This window comes from Geobacillus thermodenitrificans subsp. thermodenitrificans DSM 465 (genome assembly GCF_000496575.1).
GTDB lineage: Bacteria > Bacillota > Bacilli > Bacillales > Anoxybacillaceae > Geobacillus > Geobacillus thermodenitrificans.
The window spans coordinates 67548-86482 of the sequence record NZ_AYKT01000014.1; the positions used below are offsets into that span (position 1 = coordinate 67548).

15 protein-coding genes, 7 tRNA genes and 1 rRNA gene are annotated in these 18935 nt (G+C 47.2%); all 23 read right to left on the reverse strand.

The window, feature by feature from the left end:
• Nucleotide 1: 1 nt before the first annotated feature.
• A complete protein-coding gene (locus DSM465_RS0113750) occupies nucleotides 2-904 on the reverse strand; it encodes an isochorismatase family protein (RefSeq protein ID WP_029761583.1) in 903 nt (300 codons plus the stop codon).
• A gap of 22 nt (nucleotides 905-926) precedes the next feature.
• Entirely contained in the window at nucleotides 927-2552 is a 1626-nt protein-coding gene (locus DSM465_RS0113755; protein ID WP_029761584.1) for a (2,3-dihydroxybenzoyl)adenylate synthase, read from the reverse strand.
• Nucleotides 2553-2570: 18 nt separating this feature from the next.
• Entirely contained in the window at nucleotides 2571-3809 is a 1239-nt protein-coding gene (gene dhbC, locus DSM465_RS0113760) for an isochorismate synthase DhbC (RefSeq protein ID WP_029761585.1), read from the reverse strand.
• Nucleotides 3810-3831: 22 nt separating this feature from the next.
• Entirely contained in the window at nucleotides 3832-4617 is a 786-nt protein-coding gene (locus tag DSM465_RS0113765) for a 2,3-dihydro-2,3-dihydroxybenzoate dehydrogenase (protein WP_029761586.1), read from the reverse strand.
• An 880-nt stretch (nucleotides 4618-5497) separates the two neighbouring features.
• Nucleotides 5498-6511 (reverse strand): ABC transporter permease, encoded by a 1014-nt coding sequence (locus DSM465_RS0113770; RefSeq protein ID WP_008881520.1) that lies wholly within the window; start codon nucleotides 6509-6511, stop codon nucleotides 5498-5500.
• A complete protein-coding gene (locus DSM465_RS0113775; protein ID WP_029761587.1) occupies nucleotides 6511-7392 on the reverse strand; it encodes an ABC transporter permease subunit in 882 nt (293 codons plus the stop codon). The genes DSM465_RS0113770 and DSM465_RS0113775 overlap by 1 nt, the downstream gene beginning before the upstream one ends.
• Nucleotides 7393-7473: 81 nt before the next feature.
• Nucleotides 7474-7995 carry a hypothetical protein gene (locus tag DSM465_RS0113780; protein ID WP_008881522.1) on the reverse strand — a complete coding sequence of 174 codons (522 nt, stop codon included), beginning with the start codon at nucleotides 7993-7995 and terminating at the stop codon, nucleotides 7474-7476.
• A gap of 777 nt (nucleotides 7996-8772) precedes the next feature.
• Complete coding sequence (locus DSM465_RS0113785; RefSeq protein WP_011886640.1) at nucleotides 8773-9252, reverse strand: flavin reductase family protein; 480 nt, start codon at nucleotides 9250-9252, stop codon at nucleotides 8773-8775.
• A gap of 325 nt (nucleotides 9253-9577) precedes the next feature.
• Nucleotides 9578-11380, reverse strand: coding sequence for a glutamine--fructose-6-phosphate transaminase (isomerizing) (gene glmS, locus DSM465_RS0113790; protein ID WP_029761588.1), 1803 nt, complete (start codon nucleotides 11378-11380; stop codon nucleotides 9578-9580).
• 525 nt (nucleotides 11381-11905) lie between these two features.
• Nucleotides 11906-13252, reverse strand: a complete 1347-nt coding sequence (gene glmM, locus DSM465_RS0113805) for a phosphoglucosamine mutase (RefSeq protein WP_029761589.1) — start codon at nucleotides 13250-13252, stop codon at nucleotides 11906-11908.
• A gap of 27 nt (nucleotides 13253-13279) precedes the next feature.
• Nucleotides 13280-14560 (reverse strand): CdaR family protein, encoded by a 1281-nt coding sequence (locus tag DSM465_RS0113810; protein WP_008881527.1) that lies wholly within the window; start codon nucleotides 14558-14560, stop codon nucleotides 13280-13282.
• On the reverse strand, nucleotides 14553-15374 hold the full coding sequence (gene cdaA / locus DSM465_RS0113815) for a diadenylate cyclase CdaA (protein ID WP_008881528.1): 822 nt from the start codon (nucleotides 15372-15374) through the stop codon (nucleotides 14553-14555). Before cdaA ends, DSM465_RS0113810 begins: the two co-directional genes overlap by 8 nt.
• A gap of 72 nt (nucleotides 15375-15446) precedes the next feature.
• Entirely contained in the window at nucleotides 15447-16058 is a 612-nt protein-coding gene (gene rsiW / locus DSM465_RS0113820; protein ID WP_008881529.1) for an anti-sigma-W factor RsiW, read from the reverse strand.
• Between the two features lie 14 nt (nucleotides 16059-16072).
• Nucleotides 16073-16636, reverse strand: coding sequence for an RNA polymerase sigma factor SigW (sigW, locus tag DSM465_RS0113825; protein WP_029761591.1), 564 nt, complete (start codon nucleotides 16634-16636; stop codon nucleotides 16073-16075).
• Nucleotides 16637-16814: 178 nt separating this feature from the next.
• Entirely contained in the window at nucleotides 16815-17714 is a 900-nt protein-coding gene (gene rocF / locus DSM465_RS0113830) for an arginase (protein ID WP_029761592.1), read from the reverse strand.
• Nucleotides 17715-17899: 185 nt separating this feature from the next.
• Nucleotides 17900-17972 (reverse strand) — tRNA-Ala (locus DSM465_RS0113835).
• Nucleotides 17973-17978: 6 nt separating this feature from the next.
• Nucleotides 17979-18050 (reverse strand) — tRNA-Gly (locus DSM465_RS0113840).
• 7 nt (nucleotides 18051-18057) lie between these two features.
• Nucleotides 18058-18130 (reverse strand) — tRNA-Lys (locus DSM465_RS0113845).
• A 132-nt stretch (nucleotides 18131-18262) separates the two neighbouring features.
• Nucleotides 18263-18337: transfer RNA gene (locus DSM465_RS0113850), tRNA-Gln, on the reverse strand.
• 103 nt (nucleotides 18338-18440) lie between these two features.
• Nucleotides 18441-18512 (reverse strand) — tRNA-Glu (locus tag DSM465_RS0113855).
• Between the two features lie 10 nt (nucleotides 18513-18522).
• A tRNA-Thr gene (locus DSM465_RS0113860) sits at nucleotides 18523-18598 on the reverse strand.
• 7 nt (nucleotides 18599-18605) lie between these two features.
• Nucleotides 18606-18680: transfer RNA gene (locus tag DSM465_RS0113865), tRNA-Asn, on the reverse strand.
• Nucleotides 18681-18693: 13 nt separating this feature from the next.
• Nucleotides 18694-18810, reverse strand: a 5S ribosomal RNA gene (gene rrf, locus DSM465_RS0113870).
• Between the last annotated feature and the right edge of the window lie 125 nt (nucleotides 18811-18935).

Genomic DNA, 18935 nt, shown 5'->3' on the forward strand with positions numbered 1-18935 from the left:
ACTACGCATCTTGATTCGATAGCACCTTTTCTCGTGGAAAATATAATAAATTCCACCAATCGGAAAGAGTTGGCCGCGCAGCAAGATCCGCAAAGGTCACTTTTGCTCCTGCTCTTCTCCATTTTTCTACCAAACTCATTATGCGAATGGAGTCCAATCCTCTGTCGATTAAATTCTCTTGATCGGAAAGATCAGCTGCTTCTGCTTGCAGAAGCTCGGCTACTTGGCGCCGTACATCTTCTAAGCTGAGTGGCAACGGATTTTGCGTTCTTTTTAACACATCAAGAAGCTGCTGCGTAGACATGGTAAATGCGCAACGACTGGCCGCATACTGGATCGCCATTTGGTGATGTTCACGCGAAAAATCAGCCACTGCATCGGCGATAAAAAAGACTTGGATATCTTGCATAAAAGCATCACTAGCTGTTAATAAGCAGCCAATATGAGCGTAAACTCCGCAAATAATTAACTGATCTCTCCCTTGTTCTTTTAAGATTTCAGAAAGGGGCGTCTTTTTGAATGCGCTATACCGCCATTTGGTCAGAACGATATCGTCGTCATCTGGCGCTAGATCATCAATAATGCCTTTTTGATAAGAATCGTCGGCAATGCCCTTTCCCCAAAAATCTTGAAGCAATCCGCGCTCTTCCGGAGTTTGCCCTCCTGGCTGTGCCGAGTAAACGACAGGTATTCCTAACTTTTTGCATTCCCGTTTAATCTGTTGAATATGGCTTACAAGCTCTACTAAAGGAGACGCATTGGGAGTAAAAGCGTCAAGAAAATAATTTTGCATATCATGGATCAATAAAACAGCCCGCTTAGGGTCAAGTTTCCATAACACTTTATTTTTTGGTAATTCTGACAACGAAGGCATTGGATAAGCTGGAATAGCTGGAATGCCCATATGACCACTTCCTTTCTCAGCGTTATACCGTTGTGTTTTGAGATGCTTGCAGCTTTTCGGCAATCATTTTGCGCAATTCTCTTTTGTTAATTTTTCCAACAGGTGTCTTTGGAAATGAATCAACAAACTCAATTCGATCCGGTATTTTAAAGGCAGCTACCCCACGTTCGCGCAAAAATGCTCTCAATTCGGTCGCTTTCAAGGACGCATCACGCGGAATAATAAACGCGCATGACCGTTCACCAAGAAATTCATCAGGCATAGAGACAATCGCCGCATCACGCACCGCAGGATGAGCAAGAAGGTGATGTTCCATTTCCTCAGCAGCGATTTTTTCACCGCCCCGGTTAATCTGATCTTTTACGCGTCCTTCTACCACCAAGTAACCGGACGGAGTCATTCGCACTAAATCACCTGTTCGGTAAAATCCATCAGAAGTAAACGCTTTTGCATTATACTCCTCCGCTTTGTAATAGCCGCGGATCGTATAAGGTCCCCTTGTTAGCAGTTCCCCCACCTCTCTCGGCTCCACTTCGCGGTCTTCCTCATCAACAATTCGGATTTCATCGTATGGTGACATCGGCTTTCCTTGCGTATGAATCACAATTTCCTCTGGATCGTCTAATCTCGTATAATTCACGAGCCCTTCAGCCATGCCGTATACTTGCTGCAGTTTGCAACCCAACACAGGCTGGACTCTTTTGGCCACCTCTGCACTAAATTTAGCGCCGCCGACCTGCAATACTTGTAAGCTTGATAAATCATATTGCCGCGAAGACGCGGCATCAAGCCAAATCCAAACGAGTGGCGGCACAAGCGCCGTAATGGTGACCTCCTCCTGTTGAATCAGAGGAAACGCTTCATCTGGGCTAGGGCTTTCCGATAACACCACTTTTCCGCCAGCATACAACGTTCCTAGCACTCCTGGTGAGCTAAGCGGGAAGTTATGAGCCATTGGCAGAACAGCAAGGTAGATGCTGTCTTGATTTAACCGGCAAATTTCCGCACTCATGCGCAAACTGTAAATATAATCATCATGAGTGCGCGGAATCATTTTTGATAACCCTGTACTGCCGCCCGACAATTGAAAGAACGCAACATCGCTAGAACGGACAATAGGGAGCTCCATTGGCTCGATAAACAAGTCTTCTAATGATCGAAACTCTTCTGCTTCTCCTGCGACAATGACATGCTTCAACGTTGGAACAGCTTTCTTTACCTGCCGGGCAAGTGCTCGAAAATCAAATCCCGCATGCTGATCAGCAATAATATAGGCAACCGCTTCACTAAACTCACAAAAATAGCGAATTTCACTGAATCGATGGGAAGGCAAGGCAAAGACAGGGAGTGCACCCAATCGGAATAAGGCAAAACATACTTCAAAAAATTCTACTTGATTAGGCAATTGAAGAACCACGCGATCCTTCGGGCGAATCCCCATCTGATAAAATCCCGCCGCAAGCTGATCGGCTCGCTGATCAAGCTCTTGATATGTAAGCTTTCTTTTTCGAGAGGTGGCGGCAATCCGTTCACCATGTTTCATGGCTCGTTGCCGCAACATACCGCCGAACGTTTCACCAGCCCAGCATCCTTCCTTACGATAAAAATCTGCCAATTCTTTTGGCCACGCAACGCATCCGCTTAACATGGCTTTCTCCTCCATACTTTACTTCAGAATGTCGTCATGTAATCCCATCGCTAACAACATGGTGCGAAACTTAGCCGATGTTTCCGCCAATTCTTCCTCCGGCTTCGATCCTTCTACAACACCAGCACCGGCAAACAAACGAAGGGTACGATCTTCAATTTCGGCACAACGAATTGTCACGATCCATTCTCCATCTCCCTCTTCGTTGCACCATCCTACCATTCCGGTAAAAAAGCCGCGTTCAAACGGTTCAATCTCTTGAATGGCCTGCTTCGCTACGGGTGTCGGTGTCCCGCAAACCGCTGGGGTCGGATGAAGCGCAAACGCCAAATCAAGCGAAGTAATCGACGATGAAGACAGTTCGCCACGAATAACCGTGGATAAATGCCACATCGTTTCTGTATGAATGAGCGAAGGCTCTTCCGGCACATCCAATGTCTTGCAAAACGGTCTGAGCGCATTTGCTACTGCTTCGATGACAACTGCGTGCTCATGGCGATTTTTCTCTGAAGACAGAAGCTCCTGAGCGCGTCGCCGATCTTCCTCTGGATCGTTGCTGCGAGGCGCTGAACCTGCTAATGGATTCGCGATCACCTGCATACCAGATTTGGCAACAAGCAGCTCCGGGCTTGCTCCAACAAGCGTGCGATTCCCTGTGATTTCGTGGGTTACTTCATCAGTACGTCCAACTCGATCTGGCAAGGCCATGGCAAATGTATAGCCTGTTGGATTATGTACAGCCAGCTGCCGCAAAAGCCGCGGAATATCAACCTTTTGGGCTGAAGTCAGCTGAAGGGATCTTGATAAAACAATTTTGCGAAGATCCCCTGCTTTGATGCGCTGCAATCCTTGTTCCACCGCATCCTTATAACCCTCTGGTGACGGAATGGGGGTTACCTCATATTCTTGATCTACCTGTTGTTCAATCGGCACCTTCCATTGACCAAAGGACAGAGGACCGGCCCATTCCACTTCTGAAGGAACCACCAATTGAGCGGGATACAAATGGTCAAAAGGAATGGCGCCCACAGCTATAGGATGATTGCTAATTCCCTGCTGTTTTACCCTTTTTAACACTTGTTTGATATGATCAATTATTTGTGCTTTTTCATTCTCATAGCCAGTCGTTGGCACCACCGCAGCCATTCCTTGGGCTAACAGAGTGTGACGCGGCGAAGCTAGAAAAAACGATGTCCCCGCTTTATATTCAGCGAGCAGCTGTTCAGCGGTAGCACGATTCATTGTTTTGGTTTGCATCCGTCGTTCCCTCCATGGAATGTTATGAATCCAACGTAGCGCCTCCATCTACTCTGAGATCATGCAGTGTAATATGGCGTGATTGCTCAGAAGCAAGGAATAGAACCGCATCAGCAATATCTGAAGGCTGTGCCAGCTTTTTCAAAGGAATGCCAAGGCGGTATTCCTCTAATGAGCCAGCGATCACTTTATTGGCCCCATTGTCATCTGTCCACATCGCTCGCTGCATATCCGTTTCAGTCGAACCAGGAGAAACGACGTTGCAGCGAATGTGATAAGGAGCTAACTCTAAACCAAGACATTTCGTAAACATCGTTGCGGCCGCTTTTGATGCTGCATAAGCAGCCATTGACATCCGTGGTGTCGTCGCTGCGTTTGAGCTTACTGTGACAATCGCGCCTGAGCGCCGAGGAATCATACGCTGGCTCACTGCACGAGACACATAAAAAACACCGGTCGCATTAACCTTGAATACCTCTTCCCAATCTTGATCCGCCAAGCTGCTGACAGGCCCTGTCCGCAAAATGCCGGCAACATTAACTAAAATCTCGATTGGACCTAAACTATGCTCCACTTTCTCCACTACTTCATCCACTTGCGTGCGATTCGCTACATCAGCTAAAAACGATTGCACCCGATACCCTTGTCCTTGTAATTCAGAAACAAGAGCATCTAACCGCCCACCGTTTCGGTCAACAGCCGCAACTAGTGCTCCATGCTTAACAAAAGCCCTTACTACCGCCTCCCCAATTCCTTGGGCAGCGCCGGTAACAAGAGCCACTTTTCCCGCTATTCCCCATTGATCCATTCTTTTCACTCCTTTCTTACTCATGGGTCAATGGATGACAACCAACGAAGCAAGCCTTCCGATTATCTTTGCTGATTTCAGCTAACCGCATTGAACATTGTTACTTGAAACCAAACAAATAGGAGTGGCCACCATCATTTTCGATAATGATTATCATTATCAAAAAACAATTCACTAACTATGCTACATAGACAGAATCTTCCTGTCAATACATTTCAAACAAACGCTACATTGGCCCTATTCTATAGATAATGGTGTTAGCATGAATCGGTAATTTCATTATGTCAATCAGCCTAATAGGATTATATTACCTTTTATTCATCTAATACCCTTATAAAACAAAAGTAATAAAAATGATAATTATTATCAATTGAATTATATGTGATTTTCTGTTTGCTGCACATGGATACATTCCAGATTTATAAATAGACAATTTCCCCAATACAAGAAAGATGATGGATAAAGAATATGCTAGAACAAAAGAAAAAAGGCAGGGCATTCTCTGATTTGGACCAAAACACATTCCAGAGAAAGGAATATCCCTACCTATGTCTAAAAATATACCGAATGGTAGTAAACTACCCACCTCCTACGCTTCGTTTAGAGGTGGAGGCTTCAAGCGACTTATGCGTGCTCGCTGAACAGTAAGCCACACACAAGAACCCTTTATGCTTCCTTCGCTTCGAAGGTATCCGTTCGAACCAGACTATCATATTCGTTGGCTATCGCCAACCGAAATTCATCTCCCACTACTTACTGGGCTGTCGCCCTTCACATTCCTTGAGGTGGAAGGCTTCTTTCGGATATTCTGTTAAAATCAACTGTATTGCCCATACTATCAAGTTTATATCCTTTGCATATCACTTATTTTCAGGATAGCTTATTTATAAAGTACAAATTCAAAGTCGCTCTGCTGCGGCGGAAAAGAAGCAGGTTTTCCCGATGAACTCCATTGCTTTTTCCGCTGCTTCCGTTTTCCTTTTCCAGCAATTACTTGCTCTAACCCTTTCCCCATTAATTTGAAGGCAAAAATCGCAACGATAAAGGCCACACACGGCCCGACAACAATCCATTGGTCAAGCATCATTTCCCGATAGGAAAGACCGATCAAGCCGGACCATTCATTCGAAAGGGAGAACGCCACCTTCTCGGGAGGGCCCAACCCATCGGAATCGTATATAACTTTTACGCCTCCTAGCAATATTTGAAACGCCCCGAGATGCACAAGCAGCAAGAGCGACTGCACAGTCTGCTGGGTAAACAGCAAAAACAGCCGCGGCCGCATATACGGGAGAACGTGCTTGCGGATGAGCCAAACGTTATCAGCTCCCATCAGCCGGGAAGAAACGACAAATTCATTTTGCAAAAAGACAGCGATATCATTGCCGATGACCAGCATTAACGGCGGAAGCGCAACAGCCGCAAGCACCAATAGTTGTTTTATCAACACTCCCATTCCAGCTCCTTGCTCCTCCAATGGAATGAAAGCAAAAAAGAGCATCGTTAAAAATATCGCCGGCACAAACCGAAAGGCGCGGACGATGGACTCGGCAATAAAACGAAATTTCTGTAAATAAAAAGCATACATGATTCCGCCGACCGTCCCGAACGCCAGCCGCAGCAAACTGACCGCCAATGCGGTGAAAATCGTATATTTCGCCCCATCGATGACCTTCCAAAACACATCTTCGCCTTGGCGATCGACGCCAAATGGATGGACCCAGCTCGGCGGGTACGGAGGAACGTCAACGAGCCGCCCAGCCTCATTGTAGATCCGCTCCGGCGGCTGTGGAATGATGTCTTTCAGCCAATAAGAATATAAAAAACTGGCCAGCAATAGACCGGCCGCGATGATAAACCCTGTCGTAAAATAAACGTTGCGGAATGCGCGCATCACGCTACCCCCCTCTCGATTCCCGTCAAATAAGCAATCACTCGTTTCCCGGCCACATCAATGATGTAAAACGGCAAAAACAGCATGGCAAGACCGATAGCCACTACTTCCGGCGTATGGCGCTGCTCATACAAAAACCGGAAAAATCCATGCATATTAAACAAATATTCCGCCACTAACAAGTTCGACAGCATAAACCAAAACAAATATTGGACGTTAGAAAACACGGTGATCAGCGCGTTGCGGAACATATGGCGCCATAGCACTGCCGTTTTTGACAATCCTTTCGCTAGCGCATATTCGACGTATGGCTTGTCTTTTTCCTCCGTAAACGCAAGAAATGTCATTTGGAACAGCAGAATGGAAGGCAAAATGGAAATCATGACAATCGGCAGCACGTATACATTGTCAAAACCGGCAACAGGATTGACCATAAGCAAATCTGTCTTTTTAAACACCCAGATGACAAACAGTTGCGTAGAAAAAATAAAAATAACATCGGGGATCGACTCAAGAAAAAACGCGATTCCTTTCACCATTTTTTGCAGCGGACGCGGAAGCAAAAAGCAGATGTAGGCTCCCGTAACGGCTATAAGGAAGGAAACAGCCAGCGCCCCCCATAAAATAATAAGGGAATAGGCATACGGCTCCATCATCGTTGAGAGCAGGGGAGCATTGTGCCATTGCGAGAGCGAAACCGTTATATCACGAATAGAAAAAAAGCTCCAAAACAGCTGCTGAAATTGCTGCCAAAATACCGTGACCATTTGCGGGCTCGGAAACAAGGAATAGCTTTGCGCAAACGCGATAATCGCCATAATCGTGAAAATGGTAAGCAACAAATCCGCCAGCACCGTCAAGGCGAGTTTCCATTTCTTCATAAGGCTGATCCCCCTCCTTCGGAGCATGGGCAACCGATTGCTTGATGTTCCTTTCGGCTGTAAGCTGCCAGTGCTTGCATTTTAATAAGATGGTGCCGGGGGAGGCAATGTTTCTGCTAACATGGATTGCTGTCCTCCCATTCCATCGCCTATTTTCAAGATGCGGTCATACATTTTAATTCCTACATAGGTTTGTCCGTCTGTTTGATATTCTACTCTGCCCGACGAGTCTTTTTTGATAAGCTCTCCCTTTTCACCATACTTCTCTTTTACGTGCTTCGGCTGCAGTTCTGGCAAAAACATCACATCCAGCTCATATTCCTTAGCTCGCTCCGGTCTTTTCGCGCTCCATGAATAACTTCCGTCTTCCCCAACGTTTACTTTTTCCTCGAGTACCTGTTTGCCCCCCTCGATTTCTTTCATCACAATTTGCACGACGGCGCCTTTTGGCAGATTGCTGTTTCCGCTTAGCACCACTAGGTCACCGATTGTTTTGACCGCACCACCTAATTTTACCGTTTGCTCCACTTTCGGTTTGGCACAGCCAACTAGCACCAATAGCAACAACAACGTAAGGACCACCGTCATTCGGATATCCTTCATAAAAACCCTCCTTATATGTATGTATAAGCATCTTTTAAAAAGAAAAATAGTATACGATGTGAAATATTAGGTTAACCATTTCGTTCAAATGAATCTGATAATCTTTATCCGACGATAAACAAGGCTTCCAAAAATGATTCGGAAAATTCTTTAATATTTACGCCCAACCATCACTATTGCTTTTTTGTTGTTTCTTAAGTTCAACCATGATATGACCAGCTTTGGTATATTTCTAACAATGGTAAATCATTATGATTCTCGGTTTTGTGATGAAATGTACAGTGTCTGGCGAAATGGCCTCTCTTTTAGAAGTATGATGTCAAAGGATTGTTGTTGAAAAACTAGTTTTTCCATTCACTCTTGGAGACAATGGGGGATCTGCATCACTAATTGGTTACCTTCGTGTCTTTTTAGGTGGTTGCTCTGAAATCTTCCATCAATTAACATAAGACTTAGTTCTTTAGGATGTTTCATCCCTGTACTAATCTCGATTTCTTCTGACTGATTTATCACATATAAATAAGGTGTACTATGAACTTTAGATGTATGAAAGAGGTATGCAACTTTGATATATATTATTGATTCATTGATGTTTTCTAAAACAAGCTGATCATTATTCCTTTTATCGTTGTTTATTAACATAATTTTAAACGTTAGTTCGATTGCTAAAGATGAAGCAGGCTTTTTCCGCCTGCTTCATCTCATCCATACAGTGGTTTCTATATCCGTTCCTTTCGCAACCGCTTATAACAGGCTTGTACGTTAGGAGTACCCCAATCACCCTCCGTAATAAAATCCGGTTTCCTTCAGTGTCAGCGGATCTCCTTCCCGATGCACACCGGCATTGATGACTTCGCCTACATAAATATAGTGATCGCCTTTTTCTACTTTTTCGACAACTTTGCACTCAAAGAAGCTGAGCGCATCTTTAAAAATCGGACATCCTGTTTCTTCGGTATAGAATTCGTACCCTGCCAGCTTATTTCCTTCCGGTTCTAAAGATTTAAAGAAAGCGGTGACCATATCCTTCTGGCCTGTTTCCAAAATATTGACGCTAAATACGCCACTTTTGGCAATTTGCTCTTGGGAACGGGTGCCTACTTTCACTGCAACCGCTACCAATGGAGGATTAAAAGACGTTTGTGTCAGCCAGTTTCCCGCAAAAGCATTGGCAGTACCGTTTTCATCTTTTGTGCCGACAATGTATAAACCGTATGTAATTCCACGTAAAGCCGTTTTTTTCGCCTTGGCATCCATGTATGGAACTCCTCCTTCCGTAAAAATCGTGTTTTTCAGTTGTGTAGATGTTCTTATTTTCCATTTTATCCAAGCTAATTATATCTGTCTAGCTTTTCATTTTTAAGAAACATAGGGAGATTTCACAACTTACAATACAGCGGACGAACACAAGTTTTCAAGAAAACGAAAGATGGCATAATCCTTTATTGGAAAAGTGGATGGAAGAATCCCCCTTAAAAAAAGTGGGTATCCCCAAAGTAGAAAATGGGACACCCTCATTTTAAAGAGTCCAGTATACAACTTTTTTGTCACTTAACAACAGCTTTTCCGACCAACGAACCGCTCACTCTACCGTCACGCTTTTCGCCAAGTTGCGTGGTTTGTCGACGTCGCAACCGCGATGCAAGGCCGCATAGTACGCGATCAACTGCAGCGGTACGACGGAAACAAGCGACGTGAGAGCCGGATGGACGGCTGGGATGATGAAGCGATCTCCTTCTCCTTCTAAGCCGCGCATCGAGATAACGCATGGATTCGCGCCACGGGCAACGACTTCTTTTACATTGCCGCGAATGCTTAAGTTGACGTGCTCTTGGGTAGCGAGAGCGATGACCGGCGTGCCATCTTCGATGAGGGCGATCGTACCGTGTTTCAACTCACCACCAGCAAACCCTTCCGCTTGGATATAGGAGATTTCTTTCAGCTTGAGCGCGCCTTCTAAGCAGACATAGTAGTCAACCGCACGGCCAATAAAGAAGCAGTTGCGCGTCAGCGTTAAGTAGTCGCTCGCGATTTTCTCCATTTCCTCTTTCGCATCGCACAACATTTCCATCACATTGGCGACGATAGCGAGCTCTTTCATCAAGTTAAAGTCCAATTCGAGACCTTTCGCTTTCGCTGCACTCGCCGCTAAAATCGCCAATACTGCGATTTGTGCCGTGTATGCTTTTGTCGAGGCGACGGCGATTTCTGGACCAGCGTGCAACAACAGCGTATAGTCCGCTTCACGCGACAGCGTCGAGCCTGGGACGTTGGTAATCGTAATGGCTTTATGGCCGAGTTTTCTCGTTTGCACAAGCACAGCACGGCTGTCGGCCGTTTCACCGCTTTGCGAAATAAAGATGAAGAGCGGCTTTTCCGACAGGAGCGGCATATTGTACGAAAATTCGCTAGCAATGTGCACTTCGACCGGAATTTTCGCCCACGATTCAATCAATTGTTTGCCGACAAGGCCTGCGTGATAGCTCGTTCCACATGCGACAATGTATAGACGGTCCGCATTCAATACCTCATTGACAATTGCTTGGTCAATAGCCAATTCTCCGTTGTCATCTTGGTATTTTTGAATGATGCGACGGATAACAAACGGCTGCTCGTCAATTTCTTTCAACATGTAATGCGGGTACGTCCCTTTTTCAATGTCGCTGGCATCGAGCTCTGCCGTATATGGCTTCCGTTCGACTTTCTCACCATTTAACGTTTGAATTGATACGTTCTCGCTTGTGACGATCAACATTTCGCCGTCCATGAGTTCGACAAACTGGTTCGTCACTTGAAGCATCGCCATCGCATCGCTGGCCACGACGTTGAACCCATCACCGAGACCGGCGAGGAGCGGGCTTTTGTTTTTCGCCGCATACAACGTTTCCTCGTTTTCTGCATCAATCATCGCGATCGCATACGAGCCTTTTAACAGCGAGAGCGCTTTGCGGAACGCTTCCTCCGTCGTCAGCCCTTCTTGCACAAACTTTTCGATGAGCTGGACGATCACTTCCGTATCCGTATCGCTCTGGAACGTGACACCAGCCAAGTAGTCGCGTTTCAGCATTTCGTAGTTTTCGATGACACCGTTATGCACGAGCGTAAAGCGGCCGGAGGCGCTTTGGTGCGGGTGGGCATTCACCCGGCTTGGGGCCCCGTGCGTCGCCCAGCGTGTATGACCGATACCGATCGTCGCTTTGACGTCCGAGTCGACGATGCGGCGCAAATCGGCAATCCGTCCTTTTTCTTTAAACACATGAACGCCGTTCTCATTTAATACGGCAATCCCCGCCGAATCGTAGCCGCGGTACTCGAGTTTTTCCAATCCGCGCAACAAAATCTCTTTCACATCTTGGTAACCGATATAACCAACAATACCGCACATGGTAATATTTCCTCCTTTAACGTCGGAGGCTGCCGCTAACGAGATCCTTCCATGTTCAGTTGTCAAAGAACAACGGGGCCTCGCCGTCAATGCGGCAGACTCCCCTTTCGTTTTGTGCGATGACATCCTCCCCTTTGTCCAAAGGGTCACCCCTTTGTTTTAAGAGAGGACTTGCGGCTGTCATCGCTCCAGCCGGGAGGCATCCGCCGAAAACCTCGATAAACCTCCTCCTCGTCAACTAAGCGCGCGTCCGTTCCCGCGCTTAGTCCAGGCGCTTTTTTGTCGTCAAAACCAGTGCAACCATTCCACTTTTTCGAGCATGCCAACGGTTGCGGCACGCCATTTGTTCATCCATTTCCGCTCTTCGCCCCGCCATCGCCTCCTTTCAAGTAAAAGGCAACAACGTTAATGTTACAGCACATTCCCATCGTCGTCAACTCTCATTTTCTTTTTATATAAAACAACCTATGCATAAACAGAACATAATGTTCCGGTTATGCATAGGCTAATCATCAGTACATGCGGTTATTCCACACCCATCTCGCGACGAATAACATCAGCAATCCGCTCGACGTAGGTACGGCAAGCTTCCTCGGTCGGGGCCTCGGCCATAACGCGCACAAGCGGCTCAGTTCCTGATGGACGGACAAGAACGCGTCCGTTGCCGTTCATTTCCGCTTCCACTTCTGCGATGACCTTTTTGACTTGTTCATGTTCCATCGCTTTTTCTTTATCCGTCACCCGAACGTTCACAAGCAGCTGCGGATACTTTTTCATTTCCCCTGCCAGTTCGGAGAGCGGTTTGCCTTTGACTTTCATAATATTCACGAGTTGGAGCGCCGTCAGCATCCCGTCCCCTGTCGTATTATAGTCAAGGAAAATAATGTGTCCAGACTGCTCACCGCCGAGATTATAGCCGTTCTTCTTCATTTCCTCGACGACGTATCGGTCACCGACTGCCGTTTGCACACTGCTGATTCCTTGCGCCTCAAGCGCCTTGTAAAAACCAAGATTGCTCATGACGGTCGAGACGACAGTTTGTTGCTTGAGGCGGCCTGTTTCTTTTAAATATTTAGCACAAATATACATAATTTGGTCGCCGTCTACGACGTTGCCATGTTCGTCGACGGCGATAAGACGATCGCCATCTCCGTCAAACGCAAGCCCCACATCGGCTCCTTTTTCTTTGACAAACGCCGCCAGCGCCTCTGGATGGGTCGAGCCAACTCCTTCGTTGATGTTGAGGCCGTTTGGTGAAGCGCCCATTGTGATGACATCAGCTTCCAAATCAGCAAACAAATAGGTGGCAAGCGATGAGGTCGCCCCGTGCGCGCAATCGAGGGCAATTTTCATTCCAGAAAAATCCTCATCAATCGTCTGTTTTAAATATTGCAAGTACTTTTGTCCACCTTCAAAGTAATCGTTGACTTGACCAAGCGATGAGCCAATCGGCCGCGGCAACATATCTTCCGGGCTGTCGATCAGCGTTTCAATTTCTTGCTCCTGCTCATCTGACAGTTTAAACCCGTCCGGACCAAAAAATTTAATGCCATTATCTTGCACAGGATTGTGGGAGGCAGAAATCATAATACCAGCCTGTGCCCCGAGCGCTTTCGTCAAATAGGCAACACCTGGCGTGGAGATGACGCCAAGACGCATCACTTCCGCTCCGATCGAGAGCAGTCCGGCAACAAGAGCACCTTCCAACATATGGCCGGAAATGCGCGTATCGCGTCCGATCAACACTTTCGGACGTTCAGCACTTTTCGTCAGCACGTATCCGCCGCAGCGGCCGATTTTAAACGCCAATTCCGGCGTCAGCTCACGATTCGCTACTCCACGTACACCGTCAGTGCCAAAATATTTACCCATTCGGTCAATCTCTCCTTACTGTACAATTTATTGTGCAGCTGCTTTTTCACTAATATTGACCATCGCTGTTTCTGCCGATGGCTCCCATCGGACTTGTTCCGGTTTGTCCCATCGAATGGTGACTCGGTGCTCACCCGCATCAAGCCCGCTGACATCGACATAGAGACGAACGTCGTCTTTCGTCAGACCACGGACGATATCAGGCGGGCCGATGAGACGGACGTTAATCTTTCCGCCTACAGGCTCCAAAAAGTCGGCCTGGTACGAATCCGATAGGCCGACAACATTAATTGGAATGTTTTCCCATGTACGTACCTCATCTTTCTCAACCTTATTCTCTTCGTTCTCAGCCTTCTCCACCTTTTCAACATCGATGTGGACCTTGATTTTGGACGGGTCAATTCTTTTCACCCCGTCAGGAAGTGGAACATCAAGCTCTACTGTCGTATCATCCTTCACATTATCTAAATCAACCGTCAGCCCATCGAGTTGTTTAATCCGGTCCAATGCGCCTTTTGATCCGTAAATCGTCACCTGCTCCGGTTCTGGATGGATGCTAACAAGACGCACCCCATCCGGCAGCTCCCCAGTTGTTTGTACTTGAAGTGGCACAGTCTTGCTAGCACTTTTGACCGGCACAGTCACTTCTACAACTGATGGCTGCGGCTCAACATCGATTTCATTGCCTTGGCGATCGTATACCCGAACTCGCACTTTTTTCGCCAACGTTTCCGTCGCCCCTTCCAGGTCGACGATCGCTTTTACAAACGAAATATCATCGATCAGCTCTTTCGATCCAGTAATCGTCACAGTGCCCGGCTCAACGGTCGGTTCGCCGACAGAATAGCCATCAGGCATTTTGTTTCGGTTAAAAAACTCGACGCTGACAGGGAAGCGTTTCGATACTTTTTCGCGGATCGTCACTTTCACCGAAGCGGGCTGAATGTTCACTTTCAATTTCTCGGAAACGTCCTTGTATTTGATCGGTACCGTATACGTACCTAACGGCAAATCCGTTAAATCGACGTACACTTCGAAATTCCGTTGCAGCGCCGTTGGTTTGACAATGCTTGCCGGACCTTGAAGCGTGACATTTACATATTGCGGCACACCAGATACGATCAAGTTCTCCTCATCATAATAAGCAACAACCGGGACATCGATCAATGTTTCCGTATCTTCCTGGCCAAATGTATTGCGCGTCTGCTCCCCGGTTTTCGCCCCGACATTGGCCGACATATACAGCATGATGGCCAATAATAAAGAAACAACGCGAATAAACCAAGGGTGGTCCATTAATTTATCCATGTTTCTTCCCCCTCCATTGCCAACGGGAAGAAGTGGCGGTCTTCGCAGCTGGAGCCAGCTCGCCTGTTAACAGTTCCCGGAATTCATCGATCGTTAAATCGCGGTACAGCTCGCCGTTTTTCGCCACTGACACCGCCCCCGTCTCCTCGGACACAATGACGGTGACGCTGTCGGTCACTTCGCTAATACCAAGAGCCGCGCGATGGCGCGTCCCGAGCTCCTTTGAAATGAACGGACTCTCCGACAACGGCAAATAACAAGCGGCGGCAGCGATTTGATTCTTTTGAATGATCACCGCCCCGTCATGAAGCGGTGTGTTCGGAATGAAAATATTAATAAGCAGCTCGGACGATACGTGTGCATTTAGCATAATTCCGGTTTCAACATAATCGCCCATCCCGGTCTCCCGCTCGATGGAAATGAGCGCCCCGATGCGCCGTTTTGCCATATACTCGGTCGCTTTCACAATTGCATCGACCATCCGCAGCCTCTCTTCATCTTCATTGACAGTACTGCGGGTAAACAGTCGCCCACGGCCAAGCTGCTCGAGGGCACGGCGCAGTTCCGGTTGAAAAATGATAATGATCGCGAGAAACCCCCAAATGATCGCCTGATCCATCAGCCATTGCAGCGTAGTAAGTCCGAGATAATTACTCACAAAACGAACTAAAATAATTAAAAAAATACCTTTCAATAGCTGAATGGCCTTCGTCCCGCGAATCATCATAATCAATTTATAAATGACATACCAAACAACAAGGATGTCGACGACTTTCAATAAATACGACACGATGGGGAGCTCTTCGAAGGACATCTTCACACTTCCTTTATCTCTAATTCCAACCTTCTGATGGTCATGGAAAAAGCCATCGGACGATGGCTGCCATCATTCAAGTGATTGGAGCGCACGGCTGGCCTTCTCTTTAATATTATACCAAATCCATTCAAACACTTGATTAATTTCCTCTACTTCGCCTGTCACCTGCCCGGCCGATGCCATATATTTCTCCCCACGGATCACCGTCACATTCCCATCCACCGTTCCTTCAATCCGGATCGATCCATTGCGAACGACAATATCCCCTTTGACAGTTTCACCTTTTGGCACGATGACCGTATGGTCACGGATGATGACAGGTTCATCAGCCGAAACGGAAAATGAGCCTTTTCCCCCCCATGAGGAAGCAACGCTTCCTACAGTGAGAAGAAGAAACAGAGAAGCGGCAGTCAACAGTGGATGCCCGTGCAACCAACGACGCAGCCGCACTGTCTTTCTCTCTTTCGGCATGGCCCCCATCACCGTTGCTGTAAATGATGACGGTGCGGTCACGTGGGAGGCATATTGTAGAAAGGCGACCGTCTTTTTTAATTCATGAAAATGGGCAGCACAAGCGGCGCACGAACGTAAATGCTCTTTTAGCCGTAGCTCCTCATCCGGCTGAAGATCGCCGTCAAGATAGCTGTGCATAAGTGATACTATTTCTTTCGGACATTCCATAGTCTCCCACCCTTTTATAAATGGCCCAGTTGCCTGCGCAACGCTTCACGGCCGCGATGCAGCCTCGTTTTCACTGTACCAACCGGCAAGCCTAAAATCTCACTAATCTCCTGCAATGACAAATCTTCGATGTATTTTAGTACGATCACGCTTCGGTATTTCTCCGGCAGCTGCTCAATTGCCCGCTGGACTGTCTCCTGTAGTTCCAAGCTTTCCACTGCCTCTTCAGGCGACGCCTCGCGAGAAGGAAGCTGAGCCTGCATCGTCAATCCATCCGTACCGTTTAATTCCTCATCCAAATACACATCTGGTTTTCGCTTTCTTAACTTATCGATCGTTAAGTTCGTGGCAATGCGGTATAGCCACGTCGAAAACTTCATATTTGGATTGTATGTGTCAATATGGACGTAAGCACGGATGAACGCTTCCTGTGCCGCATCTTCCGCCTCATGGCGATTTCCGAGCATTCGGTAACAAAGGCGGTAAATCTTATCTTTATACAAATCGACAAGATCGGCATATGCGTTTTGGTCGCCTTTTCGGATCGCCCTAATTCTTTTTTTAATAAATAGATCCATAAAATACAATACCCCCGCCCTTACGGCTCATCTTATATTACGGCGCTTGATGAAGAAAAGTTTCATGCAACATGTTTATTGTATCATAGAACTGAAAAAAGAGGGGAGGTCAAACGAATGACCTCCCCTCAATCACAGCGAGGAAAAAGCGATTTTACATTGCTCTCCGAGCAGCCCGTCAAACGAGTTTCTCTCCAAATAGTGATCCCATCAATGCTACGGCGACAGAGGCAGTTTTATTGCGCTCATCTAAAATCGGGTTCACCTCAACAAATTCAGCGGAGGTGATGATTTGCGCTTCAGCCAGCATCTCCATGGCCAAGTGGCTCTCCCGATACGTCAACCCGCCAATAACCGGTGTACCAACTCCTGGCGCATCGCTCGGGTCAAGCCCATCCAAATCAAGCGACAAGTGGACACCATCCGTCCGCTCTTTTAAATAGGCAATTGTTTCTTCCATCACCTTCGTCATCCCAAGCCGGTCAACCTCATGCATCGTATAAATTTTAATCCCTTTTTCTCGGATAAATTTCTTCTCCCCGTCATCAAGTGACCGAACCCCGATCAATACGACATGTTCCGGCTTAACTTTCGGACTGTATCCGCCGATCCCCGTCAGCGCTGGATGACCGAATCCAAGGCTTGCCGCCAGCGGCATACCATGAATGTTTCCAGATGGCGAAGTCTCCTCAGTATTAACATCGCCGTGCGCATCATACCAAATGACGCCCAACCGTTCATAGTGTTTAGCCACTCCAGCGAGCGTGCCGATCGCAATGCTATGGTCACCACCTAACACCAGCGGAAAGCGCCCTCGTTTGACCACTTCATCAACAGCCATCGCCAGCTTTTCATTTGCTTCCGCAACCGCTTTCAAATTACGCAATTGTGAAGCACTCTGTTCGTGCAACCGCTCCACCTTTCCAATCGGAATATCGCCCAAATCTTCAATATCGTAATGCAGACGTTCCAGCCGTTCAATCACCCCTGCATAGCGGATTGCGCTCGGCCCCATATCGACGCCGCGTCGCGTTTGTCCTAAATCCATTGGTACACCGATAATAGAGATTGGTTTCATGTTGTCTTCTCTCCTTTCCCGTTTCCCCTTATGCCCTTATTGTAGGGGAAACGGGGGCGATGACTCAACTCGACACTTTTTCGAATATTTATACCTTTGGGACTTCCTCGTCTACTTTCATTTAGCTGAGACTAGAGGCAAAAAAAGAGCAGTCTACTTCGCATTCCGAAGTAGACTGCTCTTGATGGAGCCTATCGGGATCGAACCGATGACCTCCTGCGTGCAAAGCAGGCGCTCTCCCAGCTGAGCTAAGGCCCCGTTCAAAGCGGAAGACGGGACTCGAACCCGCGACCCCCACCTTGGCAAGGTGGTGTTCTACCACTGAACTACTTCCGCATCATGATGAGCCATGGAGGACTCGAACCTCCGACCCTCTGATTAAAAGTCAGATGCTCTACCTACTGAGCTAATGGCTCACGGTTAAGATAACACTCTAAAGTACCGATTAGCTCTACCCGTCCCTTACTCTACTAGCTAATTCAAGGATCTTAGATGCGTCGGGAGAATGCTGACCTACGTCTTGTACCATTTTATGCACAAAAAAATAATGGCTGGGCTAGCTGGATTCGAACCAGCGCATCACGGAGTCAAAGTCCGTTGCCTTACCGCTTGGCTATAGCCCAACGTCATAAGGGATATTGTATTCGATAATCAGTATGCCAATTTTGAGAGCAATTATACGTTTTTAAATCAACCGTCCTTAAAAGGACGGTTGATTTAAAAGAGTGACCCGTACGGGATTCGAACCCGTGTTACCGCCGTGAAAGGGCGGTGTCTTAACCACTTGACCAACGGGCCAAAAAATCAATGGAGCTTCCAACCGGGCTCGAACCGGTGACCTCTTCCTTACCATGGAAGTGCTCTACCTACTGAGCTATGGAAGCGTAAAAATGGCTCCGCAAGTAGGATTCGAACCTACGACCTACCGGTTAACAGCCGGTTGCTCTACCGCTGAGCTATTGCGGAACGATACAACATTGCCTAGCGACGACCTACTCTTGCAGGGGCGCTGGCCCCAACTACCATCGGCGCTGGAGAGCTTAACTTCCGTGTTCGGGATGGGAACGGGTGTTTCCTCTCCGCTATCATCACTAGGCAATGATTTATTTACTTAGACACTAATTATTATATTCATGTCATTGGTTTTGTCAACAGGAAATTCATTCCTTCAAAACTAGATAACCGTTTTTGGGGAAGAAGCCTCCGCTTTTCGTACTGTCT

What these genes read in the sequence shown, in the direction of transcription:
- DSM465_RS0113750 (WP_029761583.1), bottom strand. Translation starts at nt 904, where the DNA reads ATGGGCATTCCAGCTATTCCAGCTTATCCAATGCCTTCGTTGTCAGAA.
- DSM465_RS0113755 (WP_029761584.1), bottom strand. Translation starts at nt 2,552, where the DNA reads ATGTTAAGCGGATGCGTTGCGTGGCCAAAAGAATTGGCAGATTTTTAT.
- dhbC (WP_029761585.1), bottom strand. Translation starts at nt 3,809, where the DNA reads ATGCAAACCAAAACAATGAATCGTGCTACCGCTGAACAGCTGCTCGCT.
- DSM465_RS0113765 (WP_029761586.1), bottom strand. Translation starts at nt 4,617, where the DNA reads ATGGATCAATGGGGAATAGCGGGAAAAGTGGCTCTTGTTACCGGCGCT.
- DSM465_RS0113770 (WP_008881520.1), bottom strand. Translation starts at nt 6,511, where the DNA reads ATGCGCGCATTCCGCAACGTTTATTTTACGACAGGGTTTATCATCGCG.
- DSM465_RS0113775 (WP_029761587.1), bottom strand. Translation starts at nt 7,392, where the DNA reads ATGAAGAAATGGAAACTCGCCTTGACGGTGCTGGCGGATTTGTTGCTT.
- DSM465_RS0113780 (WP_008881522.1), bottom strand. Translation starts at nt 7,995, where the DNA reads ATGAAGGATATCCGAATGACGGTGGTCCTTACGTTGTTGTTGCTATTG.
- DSM465_RS0113785 (WP_011886640.1), bottom strand. Translation starts at nt 9,252, where the DNA reads ATGGATGCCAAGGCGAAAAAAACGGCTTTACGTGGAATTACATACGGT.
- glmS (WP_029761588.1), bottom strand. Translation starts at nt 11,380, where the DNA reads ATGTGCGGTATTGTTGGTTATATCGGTTACCAAGATGTGAAAGAGATT.
- glmM (WP_029761589.1), bottom strand. Translation starts at nt 13,252, where the DNA reads ATGGGTAAATATTTTGGCACTGACGGTGTACGTGGAGTAGCGAATCGT.
- DSM465_RS0113810 (WP_008881527.1), bottom strand. Translation starts at nt 14,560, where the DNA reads ATGGATAAATTAATGGACCACCCTTGGTTTATTCGCGTTGTTTCTTTA.
- cdaA (WP_008881528.1), bottom strand. Translation starts at nt 15,374, where the DNA reads ATGTCCTTCGAAGAGCTCCCCATCGTGTCGTATTTATTGAAAGTCGTC.
- rsiW (WP_008881529.1), bottom strand. Translation starts at nt 16,058, where the DNA reads ATGGAATGTCCGAAAGAAATAGTATCACTTATGCACAGCTATCTTGAC.
- sigW (WP_029761591.1), bottom strand. Translation starts at nt 16,636, where the DNA reads ATGGATCTATTTATTAAAAAAAGAATTAGGGCGATCCGAAAAGGCGAC.
- rocF (WP_029761592.1), bottom strand. Translation starts at nt 17,714, where the DNA reads ATGAAACCAATCTCTATTATCGGTGTACCAATGGATTTAGGACAAACG.